The 13,044-nt window shown below is 60.8% G+C and carries 13 protein-coding genes; 11 read left to right on the top strand and 2 right to left on the bottom strand.

Annotation, left to right across the window (positions count from 1 at the left end):
* Window positions 1-102: 102 nt before the first annotated feature.
* From gap to ABSE61_RS06505, 9 genes are all read left to right on the top strand, one after another.
* Entirely contained in the window at window positions 103-1,110 is a 1,008-nt protein-coding gene (gene gap, locus ABSE61_RS06465) for a type I glyceraldehyde-3-phosphate dehydrogenase (protein WP_423870255.1), read from the top strand.
* Window positions 1,111-1,246: 136 nt separating this feature from the next.
* Window positions 1,247-2,443 (top strand): phosphoglycerate kinase, encoded by a 1,197-nt coding sequence (locus tag ABSE61_RS06470; protein WP_423870256.1) that lies wholly within the window; start codon window positions 1,247-1,249, stop codon window positions 2,441-2,443.
* Between the two features lie 41 nt (window positions 2,444-2,484).
* Window positions 2,485-3,552: a class II fructose-bisphosphate aldolase gene (gene fba / locus ABSE61_RS06475; RefSeq protein ID WP_423870257.1), complete on the top strand. Its 1,068-nt coding sequence runs from the start codon at window positions 2,485-2,487 to the stop codon at window positions 3,550-3,552.
* 483 nt (window positions 3,553-4,035) lie between these two features.
* Window positions 4,036-5,061 (top strand): class I fructose-bisphosphate aldolase, encoded by a 1,026-nt coding sequence (locus ABSE61_RS06480; protein WP_423870258.1) that lies wholly within the window; start codon window positions 4,036-4,038, stop codon window positions 5,059-5,061.
* Window positions 5,062-5,100: 39 nt separating this feature from the next.
* Complete coding sequence (locus tag ABSE61_RS06485) at window positions 5,101-5,751, top strand: thiamine phosphate synthase (protein WP_423870259.1); 651 nt, start codon at window positions 5,101-5,103, stop codon at window positions 5,749-5,751.
* 9 nt (window positions 5,752-5,760) lie between these two features.
* Window positions 5,761-6,834 (top strand): tetratricopeptide repeat protein, encoded by a 1,074-nt coding sequence (locus ABSE61_RS06490; RefSeq protein WP_423870260.1) that lies wholly within the window; start codon window positions 5,761-5,763, stop codon window positions 6,832-6,834.
* A 98-nt stretch (window positions 6,835-6,932) separates the two neighbouring features.
* The gene (locus tag ABSE61_RS06495) at window positions 6,933-7,724 is read left to right on the top strand and encodes an inositol monophosphatase family protein (protein WP_423870261.1); all 792 of its coding nucleotides are present in this window, start codon (window positions 6,933-6,935) and stop codon (window positions 7,722-7,724) included.
* Between the two features lie 194 nt (window positions 7,725-7,918).
* Complete coding sequence (locus tag ABSE61_RS06500; protein ID WP_423870262.1) at window positions 7,919-8,725, top strand: FkbM family methyltransferase; 807 nt, start codon at window positions 7,919-7,921, stop codon at window positions 8,723-8,725.
* A gap of 102 nt (window positions 8,726-8,827) precedes the next feature.
* The gene (locus ABSE61_RS06505) at window positions 8,828-9,604 is read left to right on the top strand and encodes a class I SAM-dependent methyltransferase (protein WP_423870263.1); all 777 of its coding nucleotides are present in this window, start codon (window positions 8,828-8,830) and stop codon (window positions 9,602-9,604) included.
* 76 nt (window positions 9,605-9,680) lie between these two features.
* Here the strand turns inward: ABSE61_RS06505 and ABSE61_RS06510 are convergent, their stop codons facing one another.
* The gene (locus ABSE61_RS06510) at window positions 9,681-10,268 is read right to left on the bottom strand and encodes a septal ring lytic transglycosylase RlpA family protein (RefSeq protein WP_423870314.1); all 588 of its coding nucleotides are present in this window, start codon (window positions 10,266-10,268) and stop codon (window positions 9,681-9,683) included.
* 347 nt (window positions 10,269-10,615) lie between these two features.
* Here ABSE61_RS06510 and ABSE61_RS06515 point away from each other — a divergent pair, with 347 nt between their 5' ends.
* Together ABSE61_RS06515 and ABSE61_RS06520 are read left to right on the top strand one after the other, a co-directional pair.
* The gene (locus ABSE61_RS06515; RefSeq protein WP_423870264.1) at window positions 10,616-11,665 is read left to right on the top strand and encodes a zinc-binding dehydrogenase; all 1,050 of its coding nucleotides are present in this window, start codon (window positions 10,616-10,618) and stop codon (window positions 11,663-11,665) included.
* A gap of 147 nt (window positions 11,666-11,812) precedes the next feature.
* Window positions 11,813-12,193 carry a cupin domain-containing protein gene (locus tag ABSE61_RS06520; protein ID WP_423870265.1) on the top strand — a complete coding sequence of 127 codons (381 nt, stop codon included), beginning with the start codon at window positions 11,813-11,815 and terminating at the stop codon, window positions 12,191-12,193.
* Window positions 12,194-12,214: 21 nt separating this feature from the next.
* On the opposite strand, the gene ABSE61_RS06525 is transcribed toward ABSE61_RS06520, so the two are convergent.
* Window positions 12,215-12,694 (bottom strand): hypothetical protein, encoded by a 480-nt coding sequence (locus ABSE61_RS06525; protein WP_423870266.1) that lies wholly within the window; start codon window positions 12,692-12,694, stop codon window positions 12,215-12,217.
* Window positions 12,695-13,044: the final 350 nt, after the last annotated feature.

Here is a 13,044-nt window from a genome sequence, read left to right on the forward strand (position 1 = left end):
TTTCGCCCGGCAGAACCGGGTGAGCCGCCGTCCAAATCTCCGAAAGGGGTGCGTTATCCGCGCCCTTTTGGGGATGGCACCAGCTTTAGAGGAGAAACGCGCATGGCAGTCCGGGTTGCTATCAACGGGTTTGGCCGCATCGGCCGCAATGTGCTGCGCGCCATCGCCGAGTCCGGCCGCAAGGACATCGAGGTGGTCGGCATCAACGATCTCGGCCCGGTCGAGACCAACGCGCATCTGTTGCGCTTCGACAGCGTGCACGGCCGCTTTCCGGGTACGGTGACGGTTGACGGCGACTCGATCAGCCTCGGCAACGGCAAGATCAAGGTTTCCGCCGAACGCGATCCGGCGAAACTGCCCTGGAAGGCGCTCGGCGTCGACATCGCGCTCGAATGCACCGGTATCTTCACGGCCAAGGAAAAGGCCGCACTTCATCTGACCGCCGGTGCCAAGCGCGTGCTGGTGTCGGCGCCGGCGGAGAACGCCGATGCCACCATCGTTTACGGCGTCAACCACGACAAGCTCACCAAAGAGCACCTCGTGGTTTCAAATGGTTCTTGCACCACCAACTGCCTGGCGCCGGTCGCCAAGGTGCTCAATGATACGGTCGGCATCGAAACCGGCTTCATGACCACGATCCACGCTTACACCGGCGACCAGCCGACGCTCGACACCCTGCACAAGGATCTCTATCGCGGCCGCGCGGCGGCGATGTCGATGATCCCGACCTCAACGGGCGCCGCGAAAGCGATCGGCCTCGTGCTGCCGGAACTCAACGGCAAGCTCGACGGCGTCTCGATCCGCGTGCCGACCCCGAACGTGTCGGTGATCGACTTCAAGATCGTGGCCTCCCGCAAGACCACCAAGGAAGAGATCAACGAGGCGATGAAGCGTGCTTCCGAGCAGCAGCTCAAGGGCATCCTCGGCTATACCAACGCGCCGAACGTCTCGATCGACTTCAACCACGACCCGCATTCCTCCACGTTCCACATGGACCAGACCAAGGTGCAGAACGGCAACTTCGTGCGCGTGATGTCCTGGTACGACAACGAGTGGGGTTTTTCGAACCGCATGGCCGATACCGCCGTGGCGATGGGGAAACTGCTGTAGGTCACGTCTCGTGTCCCGGACGCGATGCCGCGCATTAGCGGTGCGTCGCTGAGCCGGGACCGATTTTCAGCGTAGGTCCCGGTTCTGCGCGGTGCGCACTTCGCGCCGCAGTGCGCCCGGGACAAGAGAGCGCCCGATGACAAAACCATTCCGTACCCTCGATGACGTCGACGTCAAAGGCAAACGCGTACTGCTCCGCGTTGACCTCAACGTTCCCACCGACAACGGCCGCGTCACCGACGCCACCCGCCTCGAGCGCGTCGCGCCGACGATCACGGAAATTTCGGGCAAAGGCGGCAAGGTGATTTTGCTGGCGCATTTCGGCCGACCCAAGGGCCGCGACGGCAAGGATTCGCTCAAGCCGGTCGCGGAAGCCCTGTCGCAGGTGATCAAGAAGTCGGTCGCCTTTGCCGAAGATTGCATCGGCGAGCCGGCGGCGAAAGCCGTTGCCGCCATGAAGAACGGCGACATTCTCTGTCTGGAAAACACCCGTTTCCATAAAGAGGAAGAGAAGAACGATCCGGCGTTCGTCGCTGAATTGGCCAAGCTCGGCGATATCTGGGTAAACGATGCTTTCTCGGCCGCGCACCGCGCGCATGCCTCGACCGAAGGACTCGGGCACAAGTTGCCGGCCTATGCCGGGCGCACCATGCAGGCCGAACTCGATGCGCTCGGAAAGGCGCTGGAAGCCCCGACGCGGCCGGTGATCGCGATCATCGGCGGTGCCAAGGTTTCCACCAAGATCGATCTGCTGGAAAACCTCGTCAGCAAGGTCGACGCGCTCGTCATCGGCGGCGGCATGGCGAACACCTTCCTGCACGCCCAAGGCGTCGGCATCGGCAAGTCGCTCGCGGAAAAAGACCTCGCCGCGACCGCACTTCGGATTATCGAAAAGGCGGACGCTGCCAATTGCGCCATCATCCTGCCGGTGGACGCGGTGGTGGCGTTTCAATTCGCCGCTAACTCGCCGTCCCACGCCTACGGCCTCGATGCCATTCCTTCCGACGGCATGATCCTGGACGTCGGGCCGCAATCGGTGGCGCGGATTCACTCCGCGATCGACGATGCCAAGACACTGGTCTGGAACGGGCCGCTCGGCGCGTTCGAGATGACGCCGTTCGACCGCGGCACCATGGTCGCGGCAAAGCATGCGGCCGAACGGACCAAGGCGAAGAAGCTGGTCTCGGTCGCCGGTGGCGGCGACACGGTAGCGGCGCTTAATCAGGCAGGCGTTGCCGGCGATTTCAGTTATGTTTCGACGGCGGGCGGCGCCTTCCTGGAATGGATGGAAGGGAAACCCTTGCCCGGCGTGGAAGTTTTAAAAGCACGATAATTCATTTCGGGCGATCAGCCCCAAAGCGGAGAACAGGACCGATGGCTCGGATCACGTTGCGCCAATTGCTCGACCACGCCGCGGAGCACGACTACGGCGTGCCGGCCTTCAACATCAACAACATGGAACAGGCGCTCGCGATCATGGACGCGGCCTCGAGCCTGGACGCGCCCGTCATCATCCAGGCCTCGCGCGGCGCGCGCTCCTATGCCAACGACATCATGCTCCGCCACATGATGGATGCAGTCACCGAAATCTATCCCTCAATTCCGGTCTGCGTGCATCTCGACCATGGCAACGAACCGGCGACCTGCATGACCGCAATCCAGGCCGGCTTCACCTCGGTCATGATGGATGGCTCGCTGAAGGCCGACGGCAAAACCCCCGGCGATTGGGATTACAATGTCGGCGTGACCAAGACCGTGACCGACATGGCCCATCTCGGCGGCATTTCCGTGGAAGGCGAATTGGGTGTGCTCGGCTCGCTCGAGACCGGCATGGGCGACAAGGAAGACGGCCACGGCGCGGAAGGCAAGCTGTCGCACGACCAGCTCCTGACCAATCCGGACGAAGCCGTGAAGTTCGTCAAGGAGACCAAGGTCGACGCGCTCGCGATCGCGATGGGCACCTCGCACGGCGCCTACAAATTCACCCGCAAACCCGACGGCGATATTCTCGCCATGAAGGTGATCGAGGAAATTCACCGCAAGCTGCCGAACACGCATCTCGTTATGCACGGCTCGTCCTCGGTGCCGCAGGATTTGCAGGACATCATCAACGCCAACGGCGGCAAGATGAAGCCGACCTGGGGCGTACCGGTGACCGAGATCCAGCGCGGCATCAAGAACGGCGTCCGCAAGATCAACATCGACACCGACAACCGCATGGCGATGACCGGGCAGATCCGAAAAGTTTTCAAGGACAATCCGGAAGAATTCGACCCGCGCAAATATCTCAAGCCCGCGATGGAAGCGATGGCCAAGCTGTGCAAGCAGCGGCTTCAGGAATTCAATACCGCAGGGCAAGCGAGCAAGATCAAGAAGGTACTGACCACGGCCGAAATGGCCAAGCGCTACACCAAGGGCGATCTCGATCCCCGCGTCGCGTAGCGATCGCGAAGGTGGTGTAAGTTCCGATCTTTTCTTCACTTCGCCGCGAACGGCTTCTTATCCCTCCCTCTTGCGGGTAGGGTGGCCGTCGCGGAGCGACGGTCGGGCGGGGGTGCCAGCATCGTCGAAAATATCGAATACACGCATCGGTTTCTGAAACCCCCACCCCGGCTCGCCTCGGAGCGCAAAAGCGCTCCCGAGCTCGCCGACCCTCCCCGCAAGGGGGAGGAATAAGTGCGACCAACGTCAAACTCCTCTTTTGCCCGAGAACGGTCTATTTTGTCGGCAACTAGACCACTAGAGCTCCGATTCCGAAGTTCGCATGGTGTCGCGGCAACCTCTGATACGAACTTCGGAATCAAAGGAGCTCTAGCAACTCATTGTTTCTAGTGCGGCTTTGAATTTGAAGTTCCTATAACGAACTTGCCGCAACACTGATAGGAACTTCAAATTCGCCGCACTAGCTGCCGGAGGACGTTCCCGATGAATCTCGCCGATCTCAACAAGATTGCGCTCGAATTGGTCACGCCGGGCAAGGGCCTGCTCGCCGCCGACGAATCGTCCGGCACCATCAAGAAGCGTTTCGACGCCATCAACGTGGAATCGACCGAGGACAGTCGCCGCGACTATCGCGAGATGCTGTTCCGCTCGCAGGAAGCGATGAGCCAATATATTTCCGGCGTGATCCTCTATGACGAGACCGTCTGGCAGAACGCCAAAGACGGCACGCCGCTGGTCAAACTGATCGAGCAGGCCGGCTCCATTCCCGGGATCAAGGTCGACGAGGGAACGCAGGTGTTACCGAACTGCCCGGGCGAACTCGTCACCGTCGGACTCGACAAACTCGCCGAACGCCTGAAGAAATATTACGAGCGCGGCGCGCGCTTTGCGAAATGGCGCGCGGTGATCGATATCGGTCACGGCATTCCCTCGATGACCGCGATCAGCGTCAACGCCCATGCACTGGCGCGCTACGCCGCATTGTGCCAGGCGGCCCAGATCGTGCCGATCGTCGAGCCGGAGGTGCTGATGGATGGCGACCACGACATCGACCGCTGCTATGAGGTGACGAGCCGCGTGCTCAACAAGACGTTCCAGGAATTGCGCGTCCAGCGCGTCGCGCTCGAAGGCATGATACTGAAACCGAACATGGCGATATCGGGCAAGAAATCGCCGAAGCAGGCTTCGGTGCAGGAAGTGGCCGAAAAAACCATTCGCCTGCTGAAAGCCTGCGTGCCCGCGGCCGTGCCCGGCGTCGCGTTTCTGTCCGGCGGACAATCCGACGAAGAAGCAACCGCACATCTCAACGCCATCAACGCGATCGGCGGCCTGCCGTGGAAGGTGACCTTCTCTTACGGCCGCGCGCTACAGGCCGCGCCCCAGAAGGCATGGTCCGGCAAGTCCGAAAACGTCGTGGCCGGACAACGCGCCTTCAGCCATCGCGCCCATATGAATGGGCTCGCCAGCACCGGCCGATGGACGGCCGACCTCGAAAAGAAGGCGGCTTAAGAGTTGGCCTCAACCTCAAAGCCGGCCCCGCCGCGCCCCATGCCGCGCCTTTATCTTGCGACGCCGCCCGTCGACGATCCGCAAGTTTTGCTCGGCGTGCTTCCGGATATGCTGAAGGCGGCCGATATCGCCGCCGTCCTGCTGCGGCTGAAGCCGTCCGATCCGCGCACGCTGATCTCGCGGATCAAGGCGCTTGCGCCCGCGATCCAGGATCAGGGCGCGGCAATGTTGCTCGACGGCCATGTCGACCTGGTGGCGCGCGCCGGGGCCGATGGCGCGCACCTTCCGGGGTTGGAGGCTTTCGCGGAAGCCTTGCCGACACTCAAGCCCGACCGCATCGCCGGCGTTGGCGGATTGGCGACACGCCACGACTCGATGACGGCGGGCGAACTGGGCGCCGATTACGTGCTGTTCGGCGAGCCGGACGAAAAAGAACAACGCCCGTCGACGCAGGCGATCTGCGATCGTCTGCAATGGTGGGACGAAGTGTTCGAACTGCCTTCGGTCGGCTTTGCGGGCACGTTGGAAGAAGCCGGAGCGTTCACTGCTGCGGGCGCGGATTTTATTTTGGCTGGCGATTTCATCTGGAGCGCCTCTGAAGGCCCGCTGAAATCCCTGCGCGCGACCGTTGAAGCGATCTGCAAAGCCCACGGTGCGATGCCGGCAAATGCCCAAGCACGGCAGGGGTAGAGCCGGACCATGAGGAGCGCGCGTCTATTTTTTCTTCTTGCTGCCGTGATGTTGACGGCTCACGCTTCCGCACAAGTGTCGCTCGCGCCGCCGGGAGCAACATCGGATAAGCCGGCCACGCCGGATAAACCGGCCGCACCGGACACAAAGCCGGCCGCCGCCGCAAAACCGAAGCTCAGGCCCGCGGCCAAGAAGCCGGCCCCGCCCGCCGCGGCCACGGCGACACCTGCCCCGACGCCCGACGACCCCAATGCCGATCTGGTGTACGGCGCCTATCAGCGCGGCCTCTACAAGACCGCGTTTGATCTTGCGACCAAGCGCGCGCAGGAGAACGGCGATCCCAAGGCGATGACCATGCTCGGCGAACTCTATGCCAACGGGTTCGGCCTCAAGCGCGACGACGCCAAGGCAGCCGCCTGGTACAAGCGCGCTGCGGACGCCGGCGACCGCGAGGCGATGTTTGAGCTCGCGATGGTTCGGCTTGCCGGCCGTGGTGGGCCCGTCAATCGGGAGGAAGCGGCCAAACTGCTGGCGTCCTCGGCCAAGCTCGGCAATTCCAAAGCCGCCTACAATCTCGCACTGATGTATGTCGGCGGGGAGACGTTGCCGCAGGACTTGCGACGCGCGGCCGAATTGTTCCGGGTCGCGGCGGATGCCGGCAGCGCGGAGGCCCAATACGCGCTTGCGACCTTCTACAAGGAAGGCACGGGCGTGCCGAAGGACGCCGAAAAGGCCGCGCGCCTGCTCCAGGCGGCCTCACTCGCGGGCAATGTCGATGCCGAGGTTGAATATGCCATCGCGCTGTTCAATGGCACCGGCACCTCAAAGAATGAGGCTGCAGCGGTCACCTTGCTGGGCAAAGCCGCCAAACAGAACAATCCGATTGCGCAAAACCGCCTGGCGCGCGTGCTCGCCGGCGGCCAGGGCGTTCCAGTGGACAAGGTCGAGGCGCTGAAATGGCACACCATCGCCAAGACCGCCGGCAAGGGCGATCCCGATCTCGACCGGGTCCTTTCCGCGATGAGCCCGGAGGACAAGGCCAAGGCGGACGCCGCGGTCCGCAAATGGCTCGGCGCCAAATGAGCTTGACGGCGCTGACGCCACAGGGCACCCACATCTTTACCGATCTCCTCGGAGGGGATGGGCCCTCATTTTCCGCTGCAGAAAAGTTGCCTTGAATCATGCTGCAATCAGCCCTCCTCAACGTCATGATCAAGGCGGCGCGCCGCGCCGGACGCAGCCTCAAGCGCGACCTCGGCGAAATCGAAAATCTTCAGGTGTCGCTGAAGGGACCGGCCAACTTCGTCACCATGGCCGATCGCCGCGCCGAAGAGATGCTGTACGAGGACCTCGCGAAGGCGCGCCCCGGCTACGGTTTTATCGGCGAAGAAGGCGGTTCACGCCCGGGCGACGACAAGACCCACACCTGGATCGTCGATCCGCTCGACGGCACCACCAACTTCCTGCACGGCATTCCGCAATTTGCGATCTCGATCGGGCTTCAGCGCGAAGGAACCATCATTGCCGGCGTGATCTACAATCCCGCCAATGAGGAGCTCTATACCGCCGAACGCGGCAAAGGCGCCTTCCTCAACGATCAGCGCCTGCGCGTCGCCGGCCGGCGCAAGCTAAACGAATGCGTGATCGCCTGTGGGCTGCCGCATATCGGACGTGGCGATCACGAACTGTCACGTGCCGAGATGACCGAAATCCAGAACCGGGTGGCGGGCCTGCGCCGGTTCGGCGCGGCCTCGCTCGACATGGCCTTTGTCGCAGCCGGGCGTCTCGACGGCTATTGGGAACGCAACCTTCAGCCCTGGGACATGGCGGCGGGCCAAATCATTGTGCGCGAGGCCGGCGGCATCGTCAGTGGCATGGCCGGTGACGACGATCCGCTGCTGACGGGTCACGTGATCTGCGGCAACGAGTTCGTGCACGCCGAACTGGTGAAGATCTTGAAGCCGTTGGGGTAGGCTGCACCAATCGGCGCGTTGCGAGCGAGGCCGCGCCTTTCCGCACCTACAAGAATCATCTATCTGTTCGTTCCGTGATCAGGCTGAACGAATTATCCGGAGCGTCAGGCATCTCACAGATTCCTGCCGGCCCGTGTGTTGCGAGCTTTCCCATCAGATAGCCTGACTCAATTCTTGGCCACAGGAGACATAAGATGGCCGGTGCGCGACGCAAATTGGCATTCGTGCTTGCTTCATCCAACCACGGCACGATGATCGTGAACCGTCTCGATTACCGGATGGTCAACGCCGAGAGCGGTTATGGAGTCGGCTTCCAGATTCTGGAGACTGCCTCGTTCGATCCGGCTGAGGTCAAATTGGCCGTTGAGCTGCTTGCGGCGCGCCGACGTCATCAAGGAGACGGCGTGCTGGCGCTCGACTGCGGCGCCAACATCGGCGTGCATACGATCGAGTGGGCGACCGCCATGACCGGTTGGGGGTCGGTGCTGGCGATCGAAGCGCAGGAACGCATTTATTACGCCTTGGCCGGCAACATCGCGATCAACAACTGCTTCAACGCGATGGCCCTGCACGCCGCGGTGTCCTCCGAACCCGGCGTCATGACGATCCCCAACCCGAATTACACGGTCCCTTCGAGCTTTGGCAGTCTGGAGCTTCGCCAGAGGGCCAATAACGAGTTCATCGGCCAGGCGATCAACTACACGGAAAATACCGCTGAAATTCGCAAAGTGGCCATCGATGATTTCAACCTTCCCCGCGTTGACTTTATCAAGCTCGACGTCGAAGGCATGGAACTGGAAGCGCTCGAAGGGGCGGACAAGACGATCAAGAGCAGCCGCCCAATTCTCCTGATCGAAAAGATCAAGAGCAATGCCGAACAACTCCAGCGCTGGTTCGGCGATCGCGGCTATGTTCTGAGAGAAATCGGCATCAATGTTCTGGCCATCCATTCCGACGACAAGACATTGACCGAGCTAAGTCCGACCAAAAATGCGCCGTGAATAGCCGCCCGAACGTGTCAAACTGCAAGTTTGAGTCTCCGAGCCTCGCCCTGATGGAGATCATGCCTCAGCTCTCGGGAGGCACGACGCAGAGGTCGAACCATGTCATTAGTTGAACTTCGTCTCAGGGCAGCAACCACGGCTCCCATCGCTTGCAAGATTTGCGACGGGCCATCGGCGCTCTATGGCGTGACTGACTTGAACAGGCCTTGCGACATCGGCCTTAAGGCCCCCGCCCTTTCGGGCATACCGATCTACTATCGCCGTTGTGCGGCCTGCGGGTTTCTATTCACCGATGCGTTCGACGATTGGGAAATAAGCGAATTCAAGGCCCACATTTATAATGACGAGTACCTGGCTTACGATCCCGAATACGAAACCAAGCGCCCGAGCAACAATGCCACCTGGGTGACCAAGATTTGGTCTGCCCACAAAGCAAACGTAAGGCTGTTGGATTACGGCGGCGGCAACGACCTCTTGTGCACCACCTTGCGTGCCAACGGCTTCAAGGAAGCCATCACCTACGATCCGATGGTACCGGAACACGCGCTTCAGCCGACCGGCAAATTCAATCTGATCACGTGTTTCGAGACGCTGGAGCACTTGCCCGATCCCATCGAGGGAATCGGCAAAATAGTCGAATTTGTCGACGATCCAGGTGCGGTGCTTTATTCGACATTGATCCAACCTGATGATTTCAATCAAAAGGGGATGTCGTGGTGGTATGTCGGACCGCGCAACGGACACATTTCGATCTTCACCAAGGAGGCGCTGGCCGCAGCTTGGGGGAAGTATGGTTTCAGGACGGCATCGTTCAACGACAACCTCCATCTGGCGTTTCGCACATTACCCGAGAGTTGGAGAATGCAGGTTAAATGAGCCGGGCTTGCTGCCGATTTGACACCTGGCGGCAGCTCCAGAGTTCGATCATGCCCGTCAGCCTCGGGTCGCTTCATTATTGAATGACGTCGAGTTTGACCTTTGCGATCCCACTCTGAACCATCCCGAGCGCGTTGGCCGCAGAATGTGAGACATCGACAACCCGTCCGGGAACGTACGGACCGCGGTCATTGACCCGAACTATCACGGACCGCCCGGTCCCGACGTTTGTCACCCGCAACCGGGTGCCAAACGGCAACGTAGGATGAGCGGCAGTCAAATCGTGCGTGTCGAACTTTTCGCCACTCGCGGTCTGTTGGCCCTCTGTGTAGAAGCTGGCAACGCCCTGCGAGGCGATCTGTGTCGGGGTCGCATTGCTGGGCCGCGCGAACGGCGTATGCTTTTTCACGGATGCGAAACGACTGCTGGTGAAGAACAGTGGGGTGAAGAACGATGCCGTTCGATCGCGTTGCAACGACGCGGAATGTCGAACCGCGGAAGATTGGGCGCAGGCCGCAAGCGACGCAGCCCCCAAAACGATGACAAGCAATCGAAAGATCTTCCAGACACGAGCGCCCGGAACCGGGGAAGCATCAGGAATAGAATTTTCTTCAGTAGCGACGCACGAACTCTTGGCATTCCTGGCACAATCGATGGAATACATTTGCATCCCTAACTTGTGCCCCCAGCCTGAACTCGGCCCGCAAAGAGGGCGAAACCGTGGCTGGGCTGTATCGGGCATGGAATTAGCCCGACGATTCCATTGGTGTGTGACCATTGAGCCACAACTCGCCGCAAGCGCGATGCAGCCTGTTAGCGCAAACTGGCGTAACCGCCGATAAGCCGCTTGTCCGCTGGCGAAGAAAAAGCGGACTTCGAACACCTCACCACACCACCGTCCAAACAGGCCGGCCGCCGCAAGAAAGAACTGGCGCCAGCGCAGCATCCACAAGGCGGTCCGCGCACCGTGATGCAAGTGCGCTTACGGTCGAGATGTACTAAGATGCGGCCATGTCATGGCAACGCATTCGCATTGCCAGGTTCGGTGGCCCCGAGGTCCTGGAACTGGCGGAGGAGCCGGTCATCCCTGATCCGGGCGCCGCCGAGGCGCGCATCAAGATTCTGGCAGCCGGGACCGGCTTCACGGACAGCTTCATCCGCCGTGGCGGTTACCCTGATTTCAAAGGACCGCTGCCATTTACACCGGGCTACGAGCTTGTAGGTGTTGTCGAGAAGGCTGGGGCTGACGTTGTCGCTCCGCGCGAAGGGCAGATCGTTGCCGATCTCTGTGTGGTGGGTGGTTACGCGCAATACGCCATTCGTCCCGCGCGTTTTCTTGTGCCTGTTCCAGATGGTATCGATGCGGCAGAGGCCGTCTGTATACCGCTCGCCTACCTTACAGCCTTCCAGATGCTGACGCGCTATCGCCGTCTGTCTGCCGGCGAGACGATCCTCGTTATCGGCGCATCGGGGACGGTCGGCACGGCGCTGCTCGATCTCGCGCGTCATTTTGGCCTCAACGCCATCGGTACGTGCTCAGCGGCGAACCTCACGACGGTTGAGCAATTTGGCGCGGCAGCGATCGACTATCGGGCCGGTGACTTCGTTACGTCAGTGCGTCAGCTCACGGCGGGACGTGTTGGCGGTGCCGGCGTCGACGCGGCATTCGATGCGATCGGCGGATCCCATTTCGATCGTTCGTTTGCCTGTCTCGCGCTGGGGGGAATCCTCATCGGTTACGGCGCCCAAACCATGGCGATGGGGCGCGAAAGCATCATTGCGGCTGGTTTGGGGTTGGCACGGTTGAAGCTATGGGGCGCGTTGAGCTTCCTGTTCGGCGGCCGTCGTGCGATCTGGTACAGCATCACGGACCGACGCGTATCGCACCCTGAAGAGTTCAAGGCGGACATGGCCGCTCTGTTCGAGTTGCTCCGCAATGGAGCCATTCGTCCGGTGGTCATCGGTCGCGAACCACTGGCAGCCGCGAGAAATGTCCACGCACGTATCGACGCCGGCGGCCTCGGCGGCAAGATCGTTCTGCTGCCGTGGCTGACCGTGTGACCTCAGCCCCTTCCGACCTCAAATTCAGAACAGGTCGGCTTGACTCGTCTCGATCGCCCATACGATCATGAAAAAAAGCGGCGGATATAACGCCTCGGTCGGAGAAAGCTATCATGGGCTGGTTGAGGGACCTCGATTGGATGAACCATGACAACAGCAGCAGTGAAAAATCCGCCTGAGCTCATGTCAACTTTCGTGGACGCCGCCACGATGCCCTGGCAACCGACGGCCTTTGACGGCATCGAAATGAAGATGCTGTACAAGGACGATCAGGGGCGCTCGACAATCCTTTTCAAGATGGCCCCGGGCGCCGTCGTTCCCCTTCATGAACACACTGATCTGGAACAGACCTTTATGCTCGAAGGATCGCTTGCCGATCACGAGGGTGAAGTGACGGCAGGAAACTTCGTTTGGCGGCCCGGCGGCAACGTCCACGTCGCGCACGCGCCGCATGGCGCGGTCTTCATTTCGATATTCAATCGCCCCAACCGCTTCTTTGACGGGACGAAGTTCTTTACCGGCAAGTAGGTCGCGGCGTCGCCATCTGCCTCACGCCCGACCTTTTCTCAGGCCCGATGTTTCCAGCAACTTCACCAGCCACCAGCGCCAGCGGGACGCTTGATAGAAAAGCGTCAAACCTGGCGAAGGGTCTCCATCGATCGTCTCGGAGAGCTGCCCATTCGCCATCGACTGCTCGACGATCCCGCCCTTCTTGTCGCTTTTCGTGCAACGCCAATTAAGCGCGTCGCGCACGGCGCAGTTACTCAGCTTCGCGGGCGCGCCGTCGCCTATCCAGACGATGATGCTTTGTTGGTCGGGAAACGCCTTATAAGTCTCGGTGACCGAGGTCAGTTCATCCCGGGGAACGCAAGGACTGTCATCGTTACGACTGGACGTGCAGAACATCCGATAGACCGTCGCCTCGCCTTTGAAGTGCTCAAAGGTGGGCCACATGAGGAAAGCCGCCAGACCCAGCAGCAGGCCGCCAATGAGACATAATACAATTCTTTCCGCGACCGTCTCTGGCACGGCCAGTCACTCCATCCGATCGATCAACAAACCTAGTGCCGCCTATTTGAAGTTCCTGCACCACAAGCGGCGAATTCGATCCAGGAACTTCAAATAGCAAAGCGGCACTAGAATCATGGATTTGCTAGTGCCCTTGACTTTCCGAAGTTCGTGAAAGGTGCGCGCTGAGGTGTAACACGAACTTCGGAAAGTGGGCACTAGATGGGCCTATAGGCTTTGTCGATTTTGTGTCGAGGGGGGAACGGCTATCAGGATCGCTCTTGTCGGTCTAGCTGACCCAAAGCAAACATTTGGCTGTAGCCAGTTTGGCAACGGCATCGTAGCGTCACGACCAAGCCTGCCCCGGAGGA

Source organism: Bradyrhizobium sp., assembly GCF_049519115.1.
GTDB lineage: Bacteria > Pseudomonadota > Alphaproteobacteria > Rhizobiales > Xanthobacteraceae > Bradyrhizobium.

What these genes read in the sequence shown, in the direction of transcription:
- gap (WP_423870255.1), top strand. Translation starts at nt 103, where the DNA reads ATGGCAGTCCGGGTTGCTATCAACGGGTTTGGCCGCATCGGCCGCAAT.
- ABSE61_RS06470 (WP_423870256.1), top strand. Translation starts at nt 1,247, where the DNA reads ATGACAAAACCATTCCGTACCCTCGATGACGTCGACGTCAAAGGCAAA.
- fba (WP_423870257.1), top strand. Translation starts at nt 2,485, where the DNA reads ATGGCTCGGATCACGTTGCGCCAATTGCTCGACCACGCCGCGGAGCAC.
- ABSE61_RS06480 (WP_423870258.1), top strand. Translation starts at nt 4,036, where the DNA reads ATGAATCTCGCCGATCTCAACAAGATTGCGCTCGAATTGGTCACGCCG.
- ABSE61_RS06485 (WP_423870259.1), top strand. Translation starts at nt 5,101, where the DNA reads ATGCCGCGCCTTTATCTTGCGACGCCGCCCGTCGACGATCCGCAAGTT.
- ABSE61_RS06490 (WP_423870260.1), top strand. Translation starts at nt 5,761, where the DNA reads ATGAGGAGCGCGCGTCTATTTTTTCTTCTTGCTGCCGTGATGTTGACG.
- ABSE61_RS06495 (WP_423870261.1), top strand. Translation starts at nt 6,933, where the DNA reads ATGCTGCAATCAGCCCTCCTCAACGTCATGATCAAGGCGGCGCGCCGC.
- ABSE61_RS06500 (WP_423870262.1), top strand. Translation starts at nt 7,919, where the DNA reads ATGGCCGGTGCGCGACGCAAATTGGCATTCGTGCTTGCTTCATCCAAC.
- ABSE61_RS06505 (WP_423870263.1), top strand. Translation starts at nt 8,828, where the DNA reads ATGTCATTAGTTGAACTTCGTCTCAGGGCAGCAACCACGGCTCCCATC.
- ABSE61_RS06510 (WP_423870314.1), bottom strand. Translation starts at nt 10,268, where the DNA reads ATGTATTCCATCGATTGTGCCAGGAATGCCAAGAGTTCGTGCGTCGCT.
- ABSE61_RS06515 (WP_423870264.1), top strand. Translation starts at nt 10,616, where the DNA reads ATGTCATGGCAACGCATTCGCATTGCCAGGTTCGGTGGCCCCGAGGTC.
- ABSE61_RS06520 (WP_423870265.1), top strand. Translation starts at nt 11,813, where the DNA reads ATGACAACAGCAGCAGTGAAAAATCCGCCTGAGCTCATGTCAACTTTC.